The sequence below is a fragment of the Leuconostoc palmae genome, from assembly GCF_019656075.1.
GTDB lineage: Bacteria > Bacillota > Bacilli > Lactobacillales > Lactobacillaceae > Leuconostoc > Leuconostoc palmae.
In genome coordinates, this window is sequence record NZ_BPKZ01000002.1 from 155,679 (window position 1) to 175,919 (window position 20,241).

The following is a 20,241-nucleotide window of genomic DNA, read 5'->3' on the forward strand; positions in this document are numbered from 1 at the left end:
TGATACTATTTTATCAGGTATACCAATTAACAAAAAAACAATGGTAGGTTTTATAACATCAAAATAAAAAAGCTACTTAAGAAAGCAGCTTTTTTTATTATACTGTTTGCACAGTAATCATATTTGTTGTACCTGATTGTGACATTGGCACACCAGCAGCGATAACAATTGTATCACCCGAATTAGCTAATCCTTGTTCTTTAACAGCAGTCTTAGCCAAAGCAATCATTTCATCAATTGTTGATGGCGCTTCATATACAACAGGCACCACACCATAGTTAAGTGTTAATCCACGTTGTACACGTTCTGAATAAGTAACAGCTAATACATTAACATCAGGACGGTGCTTTGATACCATACGTGCTGTGTAACCTGAGTTTGTTGACACAACAATTGCCTTAGCGTTCACGCTGCGGGCAATACGTGAAACTGCTGAAGCAACAGCTTCAGTTGAATCAGTTTCATCAAAGAAGATGTCTTGGTGACGACCGTTTTCACGTAATGATGTTTCTGCTTTTTCATCGATAGCAGCCATTGTAGCAACTGCCTCAACTGGATAGTCACCATTTGCTGACTCACCTGATAGCATTGTGGCATCTGTACCATCAAATACGGCGTTGGCAACGTCGGAAGCTTCGGCACGTGTAGGACGTGGGTTTTCTTCCATTGAGTCAAGCATTTGTGTGGCAGTAATGACTGGCAAACCAGCCTTGTTCATCTTGCGGATCATGTCCTTTTGAACCAAAGGCACATTTTCGGCTGGAATTTCAACACCCATGTCACCACGTGGGACCATCAAGGCATCAGAAACTTCAAGAATGGCATCAAGGTTGTCAATACCTTCTTGTGATTCAATCTTAGGAATGATTTGGACGTGTTCCATGTTCTTTTCCTTCAACAATGCGCGAATTTCAAGCACATCTTCAGGCTTACGAACGAATGAAGCAGCGATATAGTTGATTTCGTGATCCAAACCAAAACGAATATCATCTGCATCTTTTTCAGTGATACCAGGCAAGTTGATTGAAACACCTGGTGCGTTAACACCCTTACGTGATCCCAAGATACCATCGTTATCAATGCGAACAACAAGTTCACGGTTGGCAGCATCCTTTTCAATAACAGTTGTACCAAGCAAGCCGTCATCAAACAAAACTTGTCCGCCTTCTTGTACATCATCGAACAGTCCGGCATATGTAACAGCAATCTTTTCCTTTGTACCTTCAATGTTTTCGTCCATTGAAATACGCAAAGTGTCGCCAGTGTGGAATTCAATCTTACCATCGACTTGCTTTGTTGTACGGATTTCAGCACCCTTTGTGTCCAACAAGATACCAACAGTCTTACCAGTAATCTTTTCAGCTTCATGAACTGCGTTCATACGGCTTAAATGTTCTTCGTGATCACCGTGTGAGAAGTTGAAACGGAATACGTTGGCACCCGCTTGGATCAACTTGACGATTGTTTCGACATCAGATGATGACGGACCAAGTGTTGAGACGATTTTCGTCTTTTTCATGGTTAAATATGCTCCTTAGTTATCTTGGTTGTTGCTTGTGCAACTCTACCCAAACTCTATTTTATACATTATTATACGTTTATACAAGGTGTAAAATCATTGACTCGTTCTAAAAATAATATTCTCATTACCAAGTATTGGCGCTAATTCGCGGATGATAGCGGTTTCACTACTTAGCCAAAATTTTGAATCTAATTGCTGATTTTTATCCTCTATTTGCCAATGAATAATAACAGGATTGTTGCCAGGAAATTTATTGATAACTTCTATGACAGATTTTTTAATTTCAGCTGTCTCATGTTGGGCATCAAAACGGATAAACCATGTTCCTGAAACATCATCTTTAATCGTTACCGGTTTTTCTAATTGTCTTGCAACAATAGACATTTTGCCATTATAACTATCTGTTTTGCCGCTAATCTTTAAAGCATTACCTGTTTTTAGTAATTCAGCGACCTTGGCATATAGTTGGTGAAAAATAGTTACACTAATTGTACCAGTCATATCTGACATCGTCACAAAGGCCATTACTTCTCCTTTTTTGGTTCGAGTTTGCTTGATATTATCTACCAAGCCAATAAATTGAACTGTTTGAGAAGGTTCGGTGATATCTGTTATTTGTTCTAAATGATTCTGCTTAATAGTATCCACATATTGATCCAAGGGGTGCCCCGATAAATTAACACCAATAACTTCTTTTTCACGCTGAAGTTTTTCTGACATTGAAAAATCCGTTAATTTATTAACTTTAGTTTCATTTAGAATCAGATCACCAAAACTAGCTGCTTCAACCAAACTGTCCATACCAGATATTAATTCTGCTCGATTATATCCAAAGGAATCAAGAGCACCAGCATAAACCATTTTTTCAAAAATATCTGTCTTGCGAAATTTTTCAGGCATACGTTGAATGAAAGATTGAATTGTTTTGAAAGTACCATTGCTAACTCGTTCGTCTAACAAAGCTGTCACAAAGTCTGTTCTAACACCTTTTATATTATTGAGCCCCATTATTAGTTGATTATCTTTGATTGACCAAAATCTTTCCGAAAAATTGACATGTGGTGGTTTAACGATAATATGGCGAGATTTTGCTTCCGTGACGTAAATTCTAGTTTTTTCTGGGGATCCTAGATTAGAATTTAACAATGCCGTGAAAAAAGCAAGTGGATAATGTGCTTTCATATAAGCCAGCTGAAACGATAATTTTGTGTAAGCAACAGCGTGTGATCGATTAAAACCATAATTGGCAAATTCATCAATATACTCAAATATTTTCTTAGCTTGAGCATGATGATGTCCCAATCGCACTGCTCCTTCAATAAATTTGTCACGCATTTCAGCCATTTTATTAAGCTTCTTTTTAGACATGGCACTGCGTAATACGTCGGCTTCACTCAGACTAAAACCAGCATACCTTTCAGCAACAAGCATAACTTGTTCCTGATACACAATAATACCAAATGTTGGTGCTAAAATTGTTTTTAGACTAGGATCTAAGACTGCTACTTGCTCTTTTCCGTGTCGCCTTTTAATAAATGTATCGATATTCCTACTTGGTCCCGGACGATACAAAGCATTGACCGCAACAATATGTTCAAATGTCACAGGATTTAGCTGTCTCAAAACATTTTTTATACCCGAAGATTCAAATTGAAAAACACCATTAGTGTCGCCTTTACTATAGAGTTGAATTGTCTCTTTATCATCTAGCGAAATATCACTAATTTTAAAATGATCTGGTAACTTTGAATTAGCATATTTTAAAGTTTGCGCTAAAATTGTCAAATTGGACAGACCTAAAATATCAATTTTTAACAAGCCTAAGTCTTCTACCGGATTTTTTTCAAATTGCGTTAATAAGCGCTTTTCAGTACCAGATTGAACAGGTAATGTTTGAACCAACGGCTCATCACTTAGTACCACTCCAGCAGCATGTGTTGAATAATTGCGTGGTAATCCCTCAATCTGTTGAGCAATCCTGAGCAATAACTTGCCATTTTCAATCGTTTTCAGTACATTTTCAAGTGCTTTAGAAGTATCTAAAGCATTTTGAATCGAAACCTTTCGACCTTGTTTTCCTTGTGGTACAGCATTACTAATTTTACTCAACATTAATTGATTCACACCAAACACTCTTGCAGTATCTCGCAGAGATTGTTTAGCTGCCAAAGTTCCAAAAGTTATAATTTGCGCAAAATTACGTTGCCCATATTTCTGATGCAAATAAACTAAAATTTCTTCACGTCGATTATCTGGCCAATCAATATCAATATCTGGCATCTGTGCACGTTCAGCATTTAAAAAACGTTCAAATAACAATCCAAAAGCTACTGGATCAACATCAGTAATGCCTAATGAGAAAGCTACGAGGGATCCTGCAGCTGATCCTCGCCCAGCACCAAGTTGTATATTATTTTTTTTAGCAAAGTTGACAATATCCCACACAATCAAAAAATAATCATTAAATCCTAATTGATTAATCACAGATAATTCATAATGAACACGTTGAAGATATTGGTCAGTTAATTTTGGTAAGTGATTTTTCAATCCTTTTAACACCAAATGATTTAAAAAAGAGGCTGAATCCTTTTCTTCTTTAGGTAATTGAAATTTAGGCAACGCTGTTTTTCTGAAATTAAGCTCAACATTTGCCCGAGCAACGAGCGCTTTATTATTTTCAAACGCTAAGGTTAAAAATTTATCCTTGGTGTAGTCCTCTTGAACCATATCAAATGGTTTGAGCACACGTGAACCTTTTTGTTGAGCTAATTGATTAATGTCAACTAGTTTAGTATTTGTGTCAATTGCTTTCAATACCTGTGTAGTGAAAGCGTCATCTGGGTTTAAATAATGAATATCATCTAAAGCAATAACATTTACTTGATAATCCTGGCAAAATGTCTCAAAACGAACACGTACTTGCTCTGCCATATAAGGATTAACCCCAATATAAAGTTGATTATGTTTTATTTTAGTAGTTAAAGCTTCCCAATATTCGCTCACCGCACTATACTCCGAAGCAATGAATTGAGATAATTCACTTTCCATCGGCATGATGCACTGAACACCAGTCATATGGTTTTCTAAAATATCAAAAGTAACATTTGTTTTTTCAGATGTCATTTTTACTGAAGAAATCCACATCAAATTTTGATACCCAGTGTAGTTTTCAGCAATCAAGACTACGGGGAAAACTGTTGATGTGTTTACTAGTCCGTTCAATTGTAGCGTCAAACCAAACAATGGTTTAATGCCATTGCTTATAGCTTCATGATAAAACTCAACTGCGCCGTACATCACATTAATATCTGTCAATGCAATAGCTTGATATCTTTTTGCTTTCGCAGTTTCGACAATTTGCTTAATTGTATTAGGATTTTGTAATAAGCTATATGCGCTTAAAATTTGTAAAGGTGCGTACATTTTTCCTCCAATACGGATTTTAGTCTAATACGAAAGTTTGTTCCCTGTCATTATACATGAAATTACTTTAAAAAGGTTGCGCTTTCAAATTAAAAGCGTATGATAGTCTTGTAAAGAGGTGAGCATATGAAATTTATAACTGTTGCTTTTTGGTCAGCTGTATTCGGTGAAATTTTGGGATATATCGTATCCCAATTAACTGAAGGAACTTATTCATTTTTGACTGTTGCAATTATTGCTATTATTGTCGGCGAAATTGCTTTAGTTGCTATTCCTGCCATTTCTGGATCAGCTGCATCTAAAGAGACATTATTAGAAAAATAAAAAGACGCGTAATTAATTACGCGCCTTTTTATTTTTGCCAAGAAGCTAAGAGTTCATCGACTGTCAGTTGACCTGGTGCACTGACTTGATTTTCAGATAATGCTGCAAAAGTCATTTCAGAACCATAAATGTAGCCTTTTATTCTAGTAATTTTACCTAACTCTCCCATCGCTATCGTAATTAGTGGCTGATTAACATTTGCATTTTTAGTTGCATCTAAAACAGATTGAACATCTTCAGTAGAATTGGGAGTAACTGCAATTTTTATAATATCCGATCCTACTTGTGTCATTTGGTTGATTAAGTGATTTATATCAGGTGTTGATTCAAAATTATGATATGACAAAATAACTGGTACGTTATTTTCTTTAGCAACTTGAACTATCGTTTCACGTAACTGTTTATTAGTGGTAAATTCAACATCTACAGCTGAAAAATGATAGCCAGATCTTAACGCTGAAATAATAAATGTAGCATATTCAACAGGTGATAACTCACCTCTTCCACCTTGATCGCAAGTTCTATATGTCAATATAATTGGGAAACTACCAATTGTATTGAAAACAGATCCAGTTAATTCTTTAATAATTTGGGCGTTCATTGCTGGCCAATTTTTTTTAAACTCTTCTTGCGCGGCATCCATTTCTGCTAACATTTTAGCTTCGGTCATTGCTGAAACATTTTTTTTTGTAATTTCTGCTTGCGCACCAACTTTTACCTGTTGCCAAATCATTGCTTGACTAAAGGCATCAGCGATATAATCAGCACGCCATTCTACAACGTCTGGATTCTTTTCTTGCAGTAGTTTAGCAAATGGTGTTAATTTGTCATTAGGTCCCAAATCCAATGGTACGGCTATGACTGGTTTATCATTAATACTATTCTGTAATTTCAACAATTTTCTTAATGTCATTTTATTTGATAAACAACCCAAATCATTTGTGGATGTAGTCTTTGCTTCACTTGATATTTTGGGTTTTCACTTTCTGATAATTTTAAGAATTCTTCTTCGGATATAATTGTAAAACGATTTTGATTTTTTATAAAGTCCGACATTGCAGCTGGCTTACTAGGTGAAAATATAACAGATGGTCCCCAGGCATTATCCAATCCTTCTTGTTTCAAATACTTTTGAAGAAGTCCCTCTGTTGCTGCATGAATTACGGCAACATTTCTTTCAAATGACAAATTTTCAATCAAGCTTAATGTCATAAGTGGTAATGAAAACGTCGAAATAATATCTAATCTTTGCCATTCTAAATAGTTTATATCTGCCCAATTTAAAGTTGGTATTTTATTTGACTTAAATGCCACAGGTAAAATTACTTGATCACCAATATAATTATCAAGATTAGTCAATATTTCTTCAAAACTGTCGTGTAATATCAATGTTTCGTTGGTAATAAAATGTTTAGCGGCTCGCTCGGAGTCTGTTCCCGAAGGTCCTAGAGTATGTAATTTCATCTTTTTAATTGTTTGTTTTCTTTTTCGATGGCTGAAGATGTCAATATTGTCATAATTTGATCAATCATTTCTTCGGTAATGTCCTCAGATTGTTCAAAATCATATTTTAATAATTGTCGCATCTTTAACATACGCTCATGCTGAACAGTAGCCATACCAAATTTTGCCTTATATAAAGCCACAGCACTAACAACTTGCATTCGTCGTTCTATAATTTGAAAAATCTGGCGATCAAAAGCATCAATTTCTGAACGCAATTGCAGTAATGCAAGTTCATCTTCATTTGTGCTGAAAAGAGCAATAATTTCAGCTGCTATACGTTCAGGGGTTTTGCCAACCGTTTCAACCGTAAAATTAGCAACTGATTGATACTTTGGGTCTCTTTTTTGCCACAGACTAAAAAAATCAACTGTTGATTTTTCTTGTAACAATGGTCGTTGTCCTTCAAGGAGTAGACGACTAATCGTGCTTTCTAAATTACCATGCAAGTATATAATAGTTGCCGGTGATTTTTTTAAAATAGCGATATTTTCTGGTCGTTCTACTACACCACCACCTGTTGCAACAATCCCTTTAAATGTTTGTAAATCAGCTAAAACTTCTGTTTCAAGTACCCTAAACCCCTCTTCTCCGCGTTCCTTAAATATTTCTTGAATACTTTTATTAGCAACACGCTCAATTTCAGAGTCTATATCTATAAACTTTGATTGGTGTTGTCGAGCAATCTCTTTCCCGACAGTCGTTTTTCCTGCTCCCATGAAACCTATCAACATGAGTGTATCTGGTTCTTTAATCATTTTTATTTCCTTCAAAATTGTTCACGCACTGTTTTAGCCTGACTAATCATTCTATGTATTTCAGCTCTATTTTCATCTTTTAAAGCTTGATCAAATTTAGTTAATTCGTTTATTAATGCTTGATTACTTGCCAATATTGCTTCTCGATTACTCATTAAAATAGCTGTCCAAACGTCAGGATTACTAGCTGCTATTCTTGTTGTATCTTTAAATCCACCTGCAACATAATCACCTAAATTCTCAGCATTTTGTATATTAGCTACTACAGCATTAACAAGTGCATAAGATAAAATATGTGGTTCATCACTAATAAACGCCATTAGCCTATCATGTTCTTGGCTACTTATTGTTATAAACTTTGCATCGAGTGGCGCAAATATTTGCTTTAAACTATCAATAATTACATCCGAGTTAGGAGATGTAATCAAAAAATAAGGTGCATTCTGATAAAGTTCATTATCAGCTGCCTCAATTCCGCTATTCTGAGTTCCTGCCATGGCGTGTCCACCAATGAAATGCACATTATCCTTAAAATACATTGATGCTACGTTTAAAATTTCAGATTTTGTTGAGCCTGCATCTGTGATTAAAACGCCTGGTTTTAAAGTTATGCGACTCAACTCAATAATTGATTTTTTTATGATATCAATTGGTGTAGCTAAAAATATTAAGTCTGCATCTGTTACAACTTCAGATAGATTTGTAGCTGCTTTATCAATGATATTGTGCTTCAAAGCATACGACAAAGTATTTGTGTTGTTATCAACGCCAATAATCTCATGTTCAGTGTTTTGTTTCATGATTGATGCAAACGATGCACCCATCTCACCTAACCCTTGAACAACAATTTTCATTTCATTACCTCAGATAAATCTTCTAAAAACCCAGGGTACGAGACACTCATAGCATCCTCACCTTCTAATACTACATCACCAGTAGTAATCAAGGCAGCTACTGCATTCATCATAGCAATCCGATGATCCCCATGTGATAAAAGTAGAGCAGAATCATTAACAACTTTTAAAGCTGTACCACCATGAATAATCATACCATCGGGTAACTCATCGATTTGGGCACCTACTTTTCTAAGTTCAGATACAACAGTAGCGATTCTATCAGTCTCTTTAACACGCAACTCTTCTGCCCCACTAATAATTGTATCCCCTTTTGCTTGTGTTGCAGCTAGCGCTATAATCGGTAATTCATCAACTGCGCTTGGAATATCTTCTGCCGTAATTTCAATACCCTTAAGCTCTTGTGTAGTAACTGTTAGGTCGGCTACTGGTTCGCCATCACTGTCTAATTTATCAATAATAATTTTGGCGCCCATACGCGTCAGTATTTTGATAATCCCATCACGTGTGGGATTAATACCAACATTCTTAATAGTTAATTTTGAATTAGGTGTTATCAGTCCAGCGACTAAAAAGAATGCAGCACTAGAAATATCTGATGGCACATTAATGCACTGCCCTTTTAAACTAAGTTGGCGGCTCACCTTGATAATCCCATCTTGTACACTTATTTTACCGCCAAACTGTTTTAACATACGTTCCGTATGATCTCTAGAAGGATTTTTTTCAATAATACATGTTTCACCTTCAGCTTGAATACCCGCCAGTAAGATCGCACTTTTAACTTGAGCAGAGGCAACCGGCATGACATATGTTATCCCTAGAAGTTGATTATTGGTCTTTATCACCCCTGGTAGAGTGCCATTTGATGTTAACTGAATGTTGGCGCCCATTTTAGCTAATGGATCACTTACACGAACCATTGGTCTTTTGCTAAGTGAATCATCCCCAATGATACTCATGTCAAATGGTTGTTTACTTAAGAGTCCCATAAGAAGCCGTGTAGATGTACCAGAATTTCCCATGTCAAGTGGCTGTTGAGGTGCTGAAAAATTATTAATGCCTTTTCCATACACAGTAACCATACGACCATTTTGTTCAATGTTCACACCTAAATCACGAAAGACTTGCATCGTATGCAACACATCGTCTGATGTTAAAAAATTTTTAATAACTGTTGTCCCGTTTGCAATGGCGCCAAACATCAAAGCTCTATGTGATATTGATTTATCACCTGGTACATTTACTGAACCGTTTAGTCCTGAATTTGGTGCATGTGTTAACCTGATCATGGTTATTCTTCCCCCTATCACTTCAGTATTAGAAAGACTTAACTTCGTCTCTGTATAACGTTACTTGTTCTTTCATTCTTTCAATATTATCAGCATCAAACTTATCTAAGACTGCTTTAGCTAATTCAATTGCAACCATTGATTCCGCAATTACTGCTGCTGCTGTAACTGCAGTTGTATCTGAACGTTCAATTGATGCACGATGATCTTCATGAGTATCAATATCAACAGACTGCATAGGACGATACAAAGTAGGAATCGGTTTGACAACACCTCTAACAATAATTGCTTCCCCAGTTGTCATGCCACCTTCAAAGCCACCAAGATTATCAGATCCTCTGTAAAATCCTTTTTCGGCATCCCAAAAAATTTCATCCATTACTTGATCACCATATTTTTCAGAGTTATCGAATCCGCCGCCAAATTGAACTCCTTTAAAAGCATTAATCCCTACAATTGAGCGAGCAATTTTACCATCTAACTTATCATCAGCTGATACGTAAGATCCTAAACCTACAGGCATACCAGTTGCAATAACTTGAACTTGTCCGCCAACTGTATTTGCATCTCGCTTTGTTTTATCAATGACGTGTTTAATCGCTTCATCGGCAGCTTCATCCAGAGCACGTGTTTCAAAACTTTCAGTCACTTCTCTTAACTCTTGAAGATTTTTATATTTCGTTAATGTTGACAAATCTGATTTAGCAGGTCCAACGTTTACTACAAAGCCATGAACATCGACACCAATTTCAGATAATAATTTTTTAGCAACTGCTCCAACTGCGACACGCATGGTTGTCTCTCGGGCTGATGAACGTTCCAGCACATTCCGTAAATCTTTATGATGTCTGTATTTAATACCACCAACTAAATCTGCATGTCCAGGACGTGGACGTAATACTTTTCGTAATGTATTTTCTGAGGTTTCTGGATCATTGGGCGCCATAATTTTAGACCAATTATTATGATCATCATTATGTACATTTAATGTAATTGGAGAACCTAATGTTTTCTGATGACGTACACCTGTCAAAAATGTTACTGTATCGGTTTCAATTTTCTGTCGTTCGCCTCTACCATAACCCCTTTGGCGACGAGCTAATTCTAAATTAACGTCTTCTTGTGTGATTTTTAATCCTGCTGGAATGCCCTCAATAACAGCTATTTCTTCAGGGCCATGACTTTCTCCTGCTGTTGTATATCTCATAATATTTTTTACCAATACAAATTATTATATTTGTTTATTCCTTCCAATGATTTTTAAATAAATGCTGTATATCTGATATTTCTTGTTTGATAATTTTTGGTTCACCAATTGTCTGCAATACGACTATGTTTAATATACCACTACGATTCTTTTTATCGTTTACCAAATGTTTGAAAAAATCTGTGGTTCCTATCAATGATGATGTCGTAGGTAACCCTACTGAAACTAATCGTGCCATCAACTGTGATGTTACTGTCTCATCACTATAACCACAATCAGTCATGAGTTTAGACATCTCAATCATACCAATTGCAACTGCTTCTCCATGCTTCAATTTACCATGAGCTAGTAACTCAATTGCATGACCAATTGTATGTCCAAAATTAAGATATTGTCGTTTGTGATATTCTTTTTCATCTGCCATAACAATGTTAGCTTTGTATTGAATTGATCTCAATGACAGTTCTTCAGCATAATGACGAATATCTTCAGTGCTTTTTATTTTACCAGTTAACTCAAAAAATGAACCGCCCTCAAGAGCAGAAGTTTTAACGACTTCAGCATAACCTTCAACTAAATCTCGATCACTTAACGTTTCCAAATAAGTCACGTCTACTAACACTAAATCAGGTTGATAAAATGTTCCAGCAATATTCTTAGTATTCTCTATATTAATCGCCGTTTTGCCACCCACAAGCCTTAAGCAACGCAAAATTTTGCATGTTGCGAGTTCCAACTTGGAAGATATCCGTATACTGATCAACTAATTCAACATCTTTGGTATCCAAAATTTCTGTTACCATGTCCATGCCCAATTGGTCAGCAGCTGCACGATGTGCTTTTAAACCAGTTTCGCCATTTCCTTGAAATGAATACGGTGACGTTCTTGGTTTAAACGCACCACCACGTAATATAGTAGCGCCAGCTTTTTTTACAGACTGTCCCATATTTAGAACATGATCAGAACTTTCAATTGAATCAGGGCCCGCCATGAACACGAAGTTATTACCATCTATAACGCTGTGCTTGGTTTTGATAATAGTGTCTTCTGGATGAAACGCTCTTGAAGCACCGATAGCAGAATGATGATTATAAATGATTTCAACAGTACCTACTTGTTTTATAGTAGTCATCATTTCTTCAGATAGTTCTTTAACACCCGCTAATGCTATCCGATTATTGTGAACAAAAACCGGTTTAATTGGATTATTTGAATCTAGCATTTTGGCGATATTTTTTGCGGCTGTATTACTTTCCGTTATTAGAATAATATATTATTCTCCTTGAATTGCCTCTAACATCATTTGACGGTTTGCTGGCTGATTAAACCAGTATTCAAAACTCAACGCTCCTTGAGACACTAACATAGGTATCCCGTTTTGTGTTGCCAAATGACGTCTTTGTGCTGTTCTTAATAATCCTGTTTGCTTGTTACGATAAATCATGTCAACAACCAACGCATGTTGAGGCAATAAATTGATTTGATAGTCGTTCAATAACATTCTAGAATCATTCATCCCTACAGTTGTTGCATTAATAAGTAGATCAGCATTGGATAAAGCATATGACATATGTTGATTGTCTGACAAATCAAACAACTGTCCTATACCATGACTAAGATAAGAAATCATCGTCTCACGTTGTGACCAATCACTGTGAGAACGATTGTATACCGATAGATTTCGCACACCATACTGATGAGCAGTTGCAATCACTGCTTTAGCTGAACCACCACTACCCAAAATAACAACATTTTCATGAGGCTGATTTGGATTGATACTTTGCCAAAAACCATCGCCATCAGTTGTCGTACCAATGAGCTTACCATTGATATTTTTAACCGTATTAACTGTGTGTAAGTGATTTGAGAGTGGTGTCAACTCATCAATTAAATCAATAATAGATTCTTTGAAAGGCGTTGAAACATTAAAACCATCAATATTCAATGCGCGAATACCATTAACACTACTGATTAAATTTTCAGGTTTAACATCAAAAATGTGGTAATAGCCATTGATATGATTTTCTCTCATCAACTTATTTTGCATAATTGGCGATAATGAATGACCTGCCGGATGAGCCAATAACCCATATAAACTCATTAAAATTCTCCTTCAATAAAAAACGTACTAAGCTTAGTTTAACTTAGTACGTTCTCTTTTTGCCCAGTTTAGACAATTAAAAAGTCACTAAGTAAACGTTCTCACTTAGTGACTCAAACCTTGAAAAACTTCTGGTCGCTAAGCGCATCGATAACCGACGCACTTGGCGACGGTTCTAGATAAACCAGAAGTAAAAATAATTATTGTTTTTCAAGGAATTTTTGTTCATAATTTTCTCATTTCTATTAATAGTTTTACTATACATTGTTCTATAAAATATGTCAATTACTTATTTTAATTTAATACTACTCGCTTTGTTATTATTTTATAGATGATACCTACAACATATACACCAATGATACGATCCATATAATCTGTGACTATTTGGACAACAAACACGGCTATTTCTTTATGGACACCCAAACCATATAATAATTGGACCATAATACTCGATCCAGAAGAAGTAATCCCTTGAAATAAAATAATAGTTATAACTGTACTAACAATTGTTGAAGGCAATGAAATAACTAACGCCAACCACCATATTTTTTTAAAGTTAATGGCACTATATTTTTTATATACAAGCCCTGAAACAATCGCCGTTGTTATTTGACTAGGCATATAATAAATTGAAAATAAATCGCCAGTCCCGCCATTAATCAATGCTGTTAAAACACCAGTAATAAGACCACCTATCGGACCAAAAAAAGCACTGCCTAATAAAGTTCCTATTGTATCTAAATAAAACGGTACTTTTGTGTAAAGAGCAATATGTCCACCAACAATATTAATGACAATAAATAGAGCAATTAATGCTATTTTATTTGCTGACCATCTAGCTTGCATATCACATCGCCTCCAATTCCTGTGCGACATGATCTAAATCTTTCAATAATGCCTCTTGGTCGACTCTAATTAACCGACTAATAATAATGGCCATCGCTCTTTTGGCATCAACTTGTTGTAAAAGAGTTACATTCGGCTGACACTTTAAAAAACTGGCACTATCAACTATACTTTGTCCTAATGCTTTTCCTTCTGTCACAATAGTCATGTAGAATTCATAACCAATAGCAATAGTGGGATCTAAAATATAAGCAATAACTAATGGATCATTAATCACTGCTCCTAAAACGTGTTCTTGCTGCCAATGAAAATCAAAATAAAACTGGATTATTTGATGAATAAACTTTGTTTTTTGAGGATTCATATACTTCATTATTTGTAAAATATTAGGTGTTAATACTATTTTTCTAGTAACATCTAATGGTACTACATCTATTTTACAAATATTAGATTGTATAACATATTCTGCAGCATCTGGATCAACCCAAAAATTATATTCAGCTACAGGTGAAGAATTTCCTTGAGTCTGATATGCACCACCCATAATGACAATACGAGAAACATCTCGCCAAATTTCAGGTTGTGTTTGGATTGAATAGGCCACATTTGTTAATGGTCCCAATGCCAAAAAACAAATATCTTGTTGGGCAAATAGTTCCTCATATCCTTTATCTTGAATAAGATCATAGGTATCTATGCCCAATACATCTGTTAAATGACTGTTGCCAAGACCATCGTTACCATGTGTATCTTGCGCACTCACATAATCATGCTTCAAAGGTTTAGATGCGCCACTATAGATTGGAACATCTAATCGGTTTGCCTCACGTAAAATTTTAAGTGCATTCTGCACACCAATAGTTGTTGGGACATTACCTTCCACAATTGAAATACCGATAACATCTAATTCCGGCGAATTAAGTGCTGCCAAAATAGCTAAACTATCATCAATACCTGGATCAGTATCAATCACTACTTTTTGTTTTTGCATTATCTCTCCTACCTTTCAAGGTTACTTGGTTTTTTATCCTAGGAAGTTTCCGAACTAGTCCAACATACTGTATAATGTTGATTTTGATAAATGCTTGTTTATTTTAGCAGAAAAAATAATACAATAAAACCCCCAATGTTTTATATCATTGGAGGTCAACTATCTTATTAGGCTTGGAACAATATAGCTAATGCCCCTAAACCAGTATGTGTAGAAATAATCGGTCCTGTAGTCATGACCTCAATTTTAATTTCTGGCCAAATTTCATTTAATCTTTTCGCCATTTTTTCAGCAACTTCTGGTATTCCTGCATGAGAAATTCCGATTGCTGATACTTCTGGATAAGTCTTCATTTTTTCAATGACAGTGTCATGAAATTTAGCAATTGCTTTCATACCACGGCCTTTTACTATGACTTCAACAGAACCCATTTCATCAACACAAGCACCTACTTTAATATTTAAAAGATTCCCAATAATTCCAGAGGCCTTGCTTAATCTCCCGCCAGCTACCATATTATCTAACGAAGTAAAACTCAAATAAGTATGTGATTGCCCACGCACTTTTTCTACTTCAGAAATAATTTCTGACATTGTGGCACCTTTTTGTGCTAACTTGGCTGCAGTTAATACTTGAAAAGCTTGTGAACGATCTGCATTTAATGTATCGAAAGTCGTAATTTTAGCAGCTGTTAATGCGGCTGCTTGCTTTGCCGCATGCACTGTTCCAGATAAACCAGAAGATAAATGTAAACTCAAAATTTCAGAATCCGGAAATTTTTCGTGAATGGCATCATAAGCAACTTGAAATTTTCCGATAGAGGGCTGAGAGGTTTGAGGTAAATTTTTACTTTTTTGCATGAAATCTAAAAATTCTTCACGTTTTAAAGTCACACCATCTTCATAAACAACACCATCAATTTGTACAGTGAGTGGCACAATTGTTATATCATAGTTTGCTATTTCATCTGTTGTCAGAGCTACTGCTGAATCAGTTACAATTTTAATATTTGACATATTTCCCTCAATTCCGACGTTCATATCTTTCAACAATATAATTATAATCTGTTATTTCTTTTTTTACATGTTTAACTGATTCAACTAACTTGAATTTCGTTAGATCAATATCTTCAACAAAAGTATCACCATCAATAACTGTATCCACTCTGGTTACAATCAAATCAGTTGCATAGGCCATAAATTCTTTATAAATTTTCGCACCACCCGCAATGGAAATGTCTCTTTCTTCTGAATCAATATAGGCCAATGCATCGTTAATAGAATGTTTAACCAATACATCTGAAAATCCTGTCTGGAAATTCCTTTGACGTGTCAAAACCATTGTTGTTCTGTTTGGCAATGGCTTACCAATAGAACGCCACGTATTACTACCGACAATCATCAGTGTTCCTGTTGTCTCTTGACGAAATAGTTTTAAATCATCTGGTATATACCAAGCAAGTTGACCATTTTTCCCTATTGCATGTTGTGTATCCTCTGCCCAAACCATCTTAATTTTTTTCATTTTTTACAAGTTCCTTCGCATACTTTAATAAAATCTCTTGTTTATTTGGGACTTTCTCATCAACAACTTGCTGTTCAATAATCTTTAAAATACGACCCATATCTGGTCCAGGCGCAACGATCGCTTGCTCTATCAACATACTACCATTAATGGATAGATCTTGAATTTTTTTAATAGGCATTTTCCTAAATATCGTGTAAATTTTATTGATAACCTCAGGAGAAGTCTGAATCATGTTTAATAGAGAAAGTAACAATTCCTCATATTGATTAATTTCATATAACTGATATGTAGTAGCGTTAATTATGTTTTTTGCAACTGGGACAACGGATGTCACAGCTTGAATATCAGCACGACTTGTCTTCCATGACCGCATAAACTTTTCTAAGTCTTCTTTTTCAAGATTAAGATAGTAACCGATAAGTAGCCAAACTTCTTGAGTTGATTCGGGGTGAGTTAACTCAAGTGCCTTTCGAAACTCTGGTAAATTCATAGACATCAAATTACCAGGAAGATATTTTAAAATATCAAGTTTTTCAGCTAGTTCAAGGCTTTTGGGTGCGTATGCACCCATTAACAATTTTTCAAATTCTACCCGAATACGTTCTACCGCGATTTTTTCTAAATTAGATGCAAGTTTTTGTAAAGCAAATTTCGTTTCTTCTTCAATACTAAAACCAAGCTGTGAACTAAATCTCAAAGCACGCATAATACGAAGCGCATCCTCATTAAATCTGGTCTCCGCATTACCTACTGCTCGTAAACTATGTACTTTCATATCTAACAAACCATCAAACAGATCAATAATTTTGGCATCTTTGGTCATTGCCATAGCATTGATAGTAAAATCTCTACGTTTCAAGTCTTCTTTCAATGTTCGCACAAAAGTAACACGGTCTGGACGGCGAAAATCAGTATACGTAGATTCTGTTCTAAACGTTGTGATTTCATATCCTTGACCATGATCTAAAACCATTACCGTCCCATGTTGTATCCCAGTATCGACTGTACGATCAAATATTGTTTTTACTTCTTCTGGGAAAGCAGATGTAGCAATATCTACATCATGAATTGGATTACCTAACAACATATCGCGGACAGAGCCACCAACAAAAAAAGCTTCAAATCCGGCATGATCTATTTTTTCTAAAATTGGTTTAGCTTCAAGAAACTCTTTTGGTAGACTTTTAAATTCCATACTTTTGTATATCCTTAAGTTAATTATAGCAAAAATCAAAAAATGAAAAAACTTCTTTTATGATTAATCCTCATATAAATTTTCAAGACGCATTTGCATATCTACGTCATCTGGATTTAAATATAAATATTTTTCAGTCGTACTAATTTCTTTCGCAACTTCTCCAATTTCATGATACCAATCGATTATGTCCTGTAAAAACGCTTGATTATCTTCCAACAACGGTAGTGCTTCTTCCCAGTAATTTTTAGCCAAAGCTAATTCTCCTAATTTCTGATAACTCAGAGCTAAATACCAATAAAAACGCTCGTCTTCTACTTCATTGGACATGCTATCTTTTAATAACTCAATGATTTCTGATTCACGTTGTTGCTTAAACATCAAATCAGCCAACATAAATAGCGACTCGGTATCATCTTCATTAATGGCTATAGCATTTCTATAATAATTTTCAGCAACAACTAAATCTTTATTTTCTACCGCCATTTTTCCAGCCAACTGATATAATTTTGTGTTTGTTTCATCTAAAGAAATACCAGTTTGATAGACACGGAGAGCTTCATTACTTTGTCCTAATTTTTCATATAAATGCCCTAATATTGGATAAATCGAAGTATATTTTGGATCTACATCTAAAATTTCGTTCAATAATTTAATTGCCTCATCATCTCTATTTGTTTCTTGATATATAATAGCTAACTGAAATTTTGTATCAAGTGTAAGTTGCTCATATTTAATTTGCTCTAAATAACCAATGGCATGCTCATATCTACCAATTTGCGCATAGGCAACACCTAAACGAGCCACAATATCTACCTTACTCATTTCTCGTTCACCTTTTAAAAGTAAATTACGATAACGAGTTATCGCCTTTTCAAAGTTACCATTAGCATTATAAAATTCAGCCAATGCAAATTCAATGACAGGCTCATCAGGCGCTAAAGACTCAGCCTGTTGTAGACTGTATTCTGCGGATTCATTTAGTCCTTCAGTTTGATAGATGTCAGCTTTGACCAATAAAGATTGAATATATGAATCAGATTCAGGCATAATTTGAGCGAGATAATTTTGTGCTTCATCTATCTCGCCATCTTCAATAGCGATATCAGCTAGCGCAGTCCTTAACTCATCTTCATCAGGATATTTTTTAAGTAACGTTTTATATGCTCGCCTGGATTGATTTAAAAACCCTAACGCATATAAGTCTTCAGCTAAGCTATAAATTAACTCATCACTGTCTTCTCTAAGTGATTTTGTAAAGTATTGTTGTGCCGTTTCAATCTGACCCTTTGATAGTGCGGTTAACATTTGTTCAGCATAATTACTTGGCATATTTTTCTCCTAAAAATATTCTATTTAATAGATAAAAATTGATTTAACATTTCATTTTATCACACTGATATAAGTCTATGAGATGTTTGCTTATTTTTGTGATGTTGTTGATCATTTTTGATACATATAGTAGTTACTATTACTGATTTTTATTAGGGCAACTTTAGTGTTCTTATTCTCTTTTGAACTATTTTGCAATAAAAAAGCACCTGTTAAGGTGCAAACGGCAAATATCGTGCAAATACTGCTCGGACAAGAAGTGCAATTTATCATCTAGATATGTTGTATGCACGACCAAAAAATCAGGGTCTTCACGAACTGTTTCCACCCATTCATTAATCCAGTCATAAGGATTACGTGGTGGGTTATACGAGAATATCGTAACAACTTGCATGCCTTTAGGTAGCTTTTGACGTGTATATGATAATTGGACTGTGTGTATCTCAGTAAAGTTGCTGAACTCAGTAGCTTCTTCAAACCACAACCAACGAACATATCCCTTAGCTATCTTGAAAGACTTTTGTTTGCTGGGATCATCAACACCAGAGAAGTAAAAACCACTACCATTGCGCCTATCTATAATCTCTATAGGAGACGTTTTAAAGCGGAATAGCCACGATACATGTAATTCATCTAATGCCCAATTAATCTGCTCATAAACGCTACGTTTGAGATTACCAGCTACCTTACGATAACAAACCACATTAGCATTTTCATCAGCCATCATGCCCATTGCTAGATACATACTAATTGCACTAGATTTCGTACTGGCACGTCTACCCTCTTCGATAATATTAGATGCGTTTGTTGCCCACAAATGGTCAAAAGCTGGATTAACTAATTTAGCTACGTTCATCTTCTTCTGCCCTCCTATCGAAACCAATCACACGTATCTCATTGGCAGTGCCATTATCGGTAACTTCTCTTGCATTAGCTTCAGCAATATCAGTTTCAGCGCTAAGCTTACGTATTTGTTGTTCAACTAACTTATCATTACCAGGATAGCGTTTCATGATTTCTTTCAAAGCGCTAATTCTTGTTTTAAGGTCTGCTTCTTTTTCAACTGTTTCAGCACCAACAGGGGTGCCCACAACAACATTCTCTTTTAACTCACCTCTAGCAATGCTAGTTAGTATTTCAACAGCTTCTGTGTGGCTCATAACACGGTTTGACGCTATTTCTGCCATACGTTCATCTATGTATGTTTTAACACTAAGTTTTTCTAAGTTTTGTGAACCTTGAACATGTGGCTGTTTGTATCCTGATAGTCGTGCGGATTCGGTGGCATTGCCGGTCTTTATATACTCATCAGCAAACTTCTTTTGTTTCGGTGTTAATTTCATGTCATTTAAGGCACCTCCTTTC

The 20,241-nt window shown here is 35.4% G+C and carries 18 protein-coding genes and 2 pseudogenes; 1 reads left to right on the plus strand and 19 read right to left on the minus strand.

Annotation, left to right across the window (positions count from 1 at the left end; genetic code table 11):
- Nucleotides 1-97: 97 nt before the first annotated feature.
- Both pyk and K5Q12_RS02300 read right to left on the minus strand, forming a co-directional pair.
- On the minus strand, nt 98-1,519 hold the full coding sequence (gene pyk, locus K5Q12_RS02295) for a pyruvate kinase (protein ID WP_220742111.1): 1,422 nt from the start codon (nt 1,517-1,519) through the stop codon (nt 98-100).
- Nucleotides 1,520-1,615: 96 nt separating this feature from the next.
- A complete protein-coding gene (locus K5Q12_RS02300; protein WP_220742112.1) occupies nt 1,616-4,945 on the minus strand; it encodes a DNA polymerase III subunit alpha in 3,330 nt (1,109 codons plus the stop codon).
- A gap of 126 nt (nt 4,946-5,071) precedes the next feature.
- On the opposite strand from K5Q12_RS02300, the gene K5Q12_RS02305 reads away from it, so the two are divergent.
- Entirely contained in the window at nt 5,072-5,269 is a 198-nt protein-coding gene (locus K5Q12_RS02305) for a YjzD family protein (RefSeq protein WP_220742113.1), read from the plus strand.
- Between the two features lie 28 nt (nt 5,270-5,297).
- Here K5Q12_RS02305 and aroD read toward each other — a convergent pair whose 3' ends face one another.
- The 17 genes and pseudogenes from aroD to K5Q12_RS02390 all read right to left on the minus strand — a co-directional run bounded on the left by aroD (nt 5,298) and on the right by K5Q12_RS02390 (nt 20,219).
- Nucleotides 5,298-6,182, minus strand: coding sequence for a type I 3-dehydroquinate dehydratase (gene aroD / locus K5Q12_RS02310; protein ID WP_220742114.1), 885 nt, complete (start codon nt 6,180-6,182; stop codon nt 5,298-5,300).
- Entirely contained in the window at nt 6,179-6,733 is a 555-nt protein-coding gene (locus K5Q12_RS02315; RefSeq protein WP_220742115.1) for a hypothetical protein, read from the minus strand. Before K5Q12_RS02315 ends, aroD begins: the two co-directional genes overlap by 4 nt.
- Nucleotides 6,730-7,530, minus strand: coding sequence for a shikimate kinase (locus tag K5Q12_RS02320; protein ID WP_220742116.1), 801 nt, complete (start codon nt 7,528-7,530; stop codon nt 6,730-6,732). Before K5Q12_RS02320 ends, K5Q12_RS02315 begins: the two co-directional genes overlap by 4 nt.
- Nucleotides 7,531-7,541: 11 nt before the next feature.
- Nucleotides 7,542-8,384 (minus strand): prephenate dehydrogenase, encoded by an 843-nt coding sequence (locus K5Q12_RS02325; RefSeq protein WP_220742117.1) that lies wholly within the window; start codon nt 8,382-8,384, stop codon nt 7,542-7,544.
- A complete protein-coding gene (gene aroA / locus K5Q12_RS02330; protein ID WP_220742118.1) occupies nt 8,381-9,676 on the minus strand; it encodes a 3-phosphoshikimate 1-carboxyvinyltransferase in 1,296 nt (431 codons plus the stop codon). The genes K5Q12_RS02325 and aroA overlap by 4 nt, the downstream gene beginning before the upstream one ends.
- Nucleotides 9,677-9,704: 28 nt before the next feature.
- The gene (gene aroC, locus K5Q12_RS02335; RefSeq protein ID WP_220742119.1) at nt 9,705-10,883 is read right to left on the minus strand and encodes a chorismate synthase; all 1,179 of its coding nucleotides are present in this window, start codon (nt 10,881-10,883) and stop codon (nt 9,705-9,707) included.
- Between the two features lie 34 nt (nt 10,884-10,917).
- Nucleotides 10,918-11,619, minus strand: a pseudogene (locus tag K5Q12_RS02340) (3-dehydroquinate synthase family protein); the annotation flags it as partial.
- Nucleotides 11,573-12,154, minus strand: a pseudogene (locus K5Q12_RS02345) (3-deoxy-7-phosphoheptulonate synthase); the annotation flags it as partial. The pseudogenes K5Q12_RS02345 and K5Q12_RS02340, both read right to left, overlap by 47 nt.
- 3 nt (nt 12,155-12,157) lie before the next feature.
- A complete protein-coding gene (locus tag K5Q12_RS02350) occupies nt 12,158-12,985 on the minus strand; it encodes a shikimate dehydrogenase family protein (protein ID WP_220742121.1) in 828 nt (275 codons plus the stop codon).
- Nucleotides 12,986-13,279: 294 nt separating this feature from the next.
- Entirely contained in the window at nt 13,280-13,831 is a 552-nt protein-coding gene (locus K5Q12_RS02355) for an ECF transporter S component (RefSeq protein WP_220742122.1), read from the minus strand.
- A 1-nt stretch (nt 13,832) separates the two neighbouring features.
- Complete coding sequence (locus tag K5Q12_RS02360; protein WP_220742123.1) at nt 13,833-14,822, minus strand: nucleoside hydrolase; 990 nt, start codon at nt 14,820-14,822, stop codon at nt 13,833-13,835.
- A 167-nt stretch (nt 14,823-14,989) separates the two neighbouring features.
- Nucleotides 14,990-15,838 carry a DegV family protein gene (fakB, locus tag K5Q12_RS02365; RefSeq protein ID WP_220742124.1) on the minus strand — a complete coding sequence of 283 codons (849 nt, stop codon included), beginning with the start codon at nt 15,836-15,838 and terminating at the stop codon, nt 14,990-14,992.
- Nucleotides 15,839-15,845: 7 nt separating this feature from the next.
- On the minus strand, nt 15,846-16,346 hold the full coding sequence (locus tag K5Q12_RS02370; protein WP_220742125.1) for a dihydrofolate reductase: 501 nt from the start codon (nt 16,344-16,346) through the stop codon (nt 15,846-15,848).
- Nucleotides 16,333-17,544, minus strand: a complete 1,212-nt coding sequence (locus K5Q12_RS02375; RefSeq protein WP_220742126.1) for a CCA tRNA nucleotidyltransferase — start codon at nt 17,542-17,544, stop codon at nt 16,333-16,335. Before K5Q12_RS02375 ends, K5Q12_RS02370 begins: the two co-directional genes overlap by 14 nt.
- Nucleotides 17,545-17,607: 63 nt before the next feature.
- Nucleotides 17,608-18,876: a tetratricopeptide repeat protein gene (locus K5Q12_RS02380; protein ID WP_220742127.1), complete on the minus strand. Its 1,269-nt coding sequence runs from the start codon at nt 18,874-18,876 to the stop codon at nt 17,608-17,610.
- Between the two features lie 187 nt (nt 18,877-19,063).
- The gene (locus K5Q12_RS02385) at nt 19,064-19,732 is read right to left on the minus strand and encodes a PBSX family phage terminase large subunit (protein ID WP_246570456.1); all 669 of its coding nucleotides are present in this window, start codon (nt 19,730-19,732) and stop codon (nt 19,064-19,066) included.
- Nucleotides 19,719-20,219 carry a terminase small subunit gene (locus K5Q12_RS02390; protein ID WP_220742128.1) on the minus strand — a complete coding sequence of 167 codons (501 nt, stop codon included), beginning with the start codon at nt 20,217-20,219 and terminating at the stop codon, nt 19,719-19,721. The genes K5Q12_RS02385 and K5Q12_RS02390 overlap by 14 nt, the downstream gene beginning before the upstream one ends.
- Nucleotides 20,220-20,241: the final 22 nt, after the last annotated feature.

What these genes read in the sequence shown, in the direction of transcription:
- K5Q12_RS02380 (WP_220742127.1), bottom strand. Translation starts at nt 18,876, where the DNA reads ATGCCAAGTAATTATGCTGAACAAATGTTAACCGCACTATCAAAGGGT.
- K5Q12_RS02305 (WP_220742113.1), top strand. Translation starts at nt 5,072, where the DNA reads ATGAAATTTATAACTGTTGCTTTTTGGTCAGCTGTATTCGGTGAAATT.
- fakB (WP_220742124.1), bottom strand. Translation starts at nt 15,838, where the DNA reads ATGTCAAATATTAAAATTGTAACTGATTCAGCAGTAGCTCTGACAACA.
- K5Q12_RS02390 (WP_220742128.1), bottom strand. Translation starts at nt 20,219, where the DNA reads ATGAAATTAACACCGAAACAAAAGAAGTTTGCTGATGAGTATATAAAG.
- aroC (WP_220742119.1), bottom strand. Translation starts at nt 10,883, where the DNA reads ATGAGATATACAACAGCAGGAGAAAGTCATGGCCCTGAAGAAATAGCT.
- pyk (WP_220742111.1), bottom strand. Translation starts at nt 1,519, where the DNA reads ATGAAAAAGACGAAAATCGTCTCAACACTTGGTCCGTCATCATCTGAT.
- aroD (WP_220742114.1), bottom strand. Translation starts at nt 6,182, where the DNA reads ATGACATTAAGAAAATTGTTGAAATTACAGAATAGTATTAATGATAAA.
- K5Q12_RS02360 (WP_220742123.1), bottom strand. Translation starts at nt 14,822, where the DNA reads ATGCAAAAACAAAAAGTAGTGATTGATACTGATCCAGGTATTGATGAT.
- aroA (WP_220742118.1), bottom strand. Translation starts at nt 9,676, where the DNA reads ATGATCAGGTTAACACATGCACCAAATTCAGGACTAAACGGTTCAGTA.
- K5Q12_RS02300 (WP_220742112.1), bottom strand. Translation starts at nt 4,945, where the DNA reads ATGTACGCACCTTTACAAATTTTAAGCGCATATAGCTTATTACAAAAT.
- K5Q12_RS02385 (WP_246570456.1), bottom strand. Translation starts at nt 19,732, where the DNA reads ATGAACGTAGCTAAATTAGTTAATCCAGCTTTTGACCATTTGTGGGCA.
- K5Q12_RS02370 (WP_220742125.1), bottom strand. Translation starts at nt 16,346, where the DNA reads ATGAAAAAAATTAAGATGGTTTGGGCAGAGGATACACAACATGCAATA.
- K5Q12_RS02375 (WP_220742126.1), bottom strand. Translation starts at nt 17,544, where the DNA reads ATGGAATTTAAAAGTCTACCAAAAGAGTTTCTTGAAGCTAAACCAATT.
- K5Q12_RS02320 (WP_220742116.1), bottom strand. Translation starts at nt 7,530, where the DNA reads ATGATTAAAGAACCAGATACACTCATGTTGATAGGTTTCATGGGAGCA.
- K5Q12_RS02325 (WP_220742117.1), bottom strand. Translation starts at nt 8,384, where the DNA reads ATGAAAATTGTTGTTCAAGGGTTAGGTGAGATGGGTGCATCGTTTGCA.
- K5Q12_RS02355 (WP_220742122.1), bottom strand. Translation starts at nt 13,831, where the DNA reads ATGCAAGCTAGATGGTCAGCAAATAAAATAGCATTAATTGCTCTATTT.
- K5Q12_RS02315 (WP_220742115.1), bottom strand. Translation starts at nt 6,733, where the DNA reads ATGAAATTACATACTCTAGGACCTTCGGGAACAGACTCCGAGCGAGCC.
- K5Q12_RS02350 (WP_220742121.1), bottom strand. Translation starts at nt 12,985, where the DNA reads ATGAGTTTATATGGGTTATTGGCTCATCCGGCAGGTCATTCATTATCG.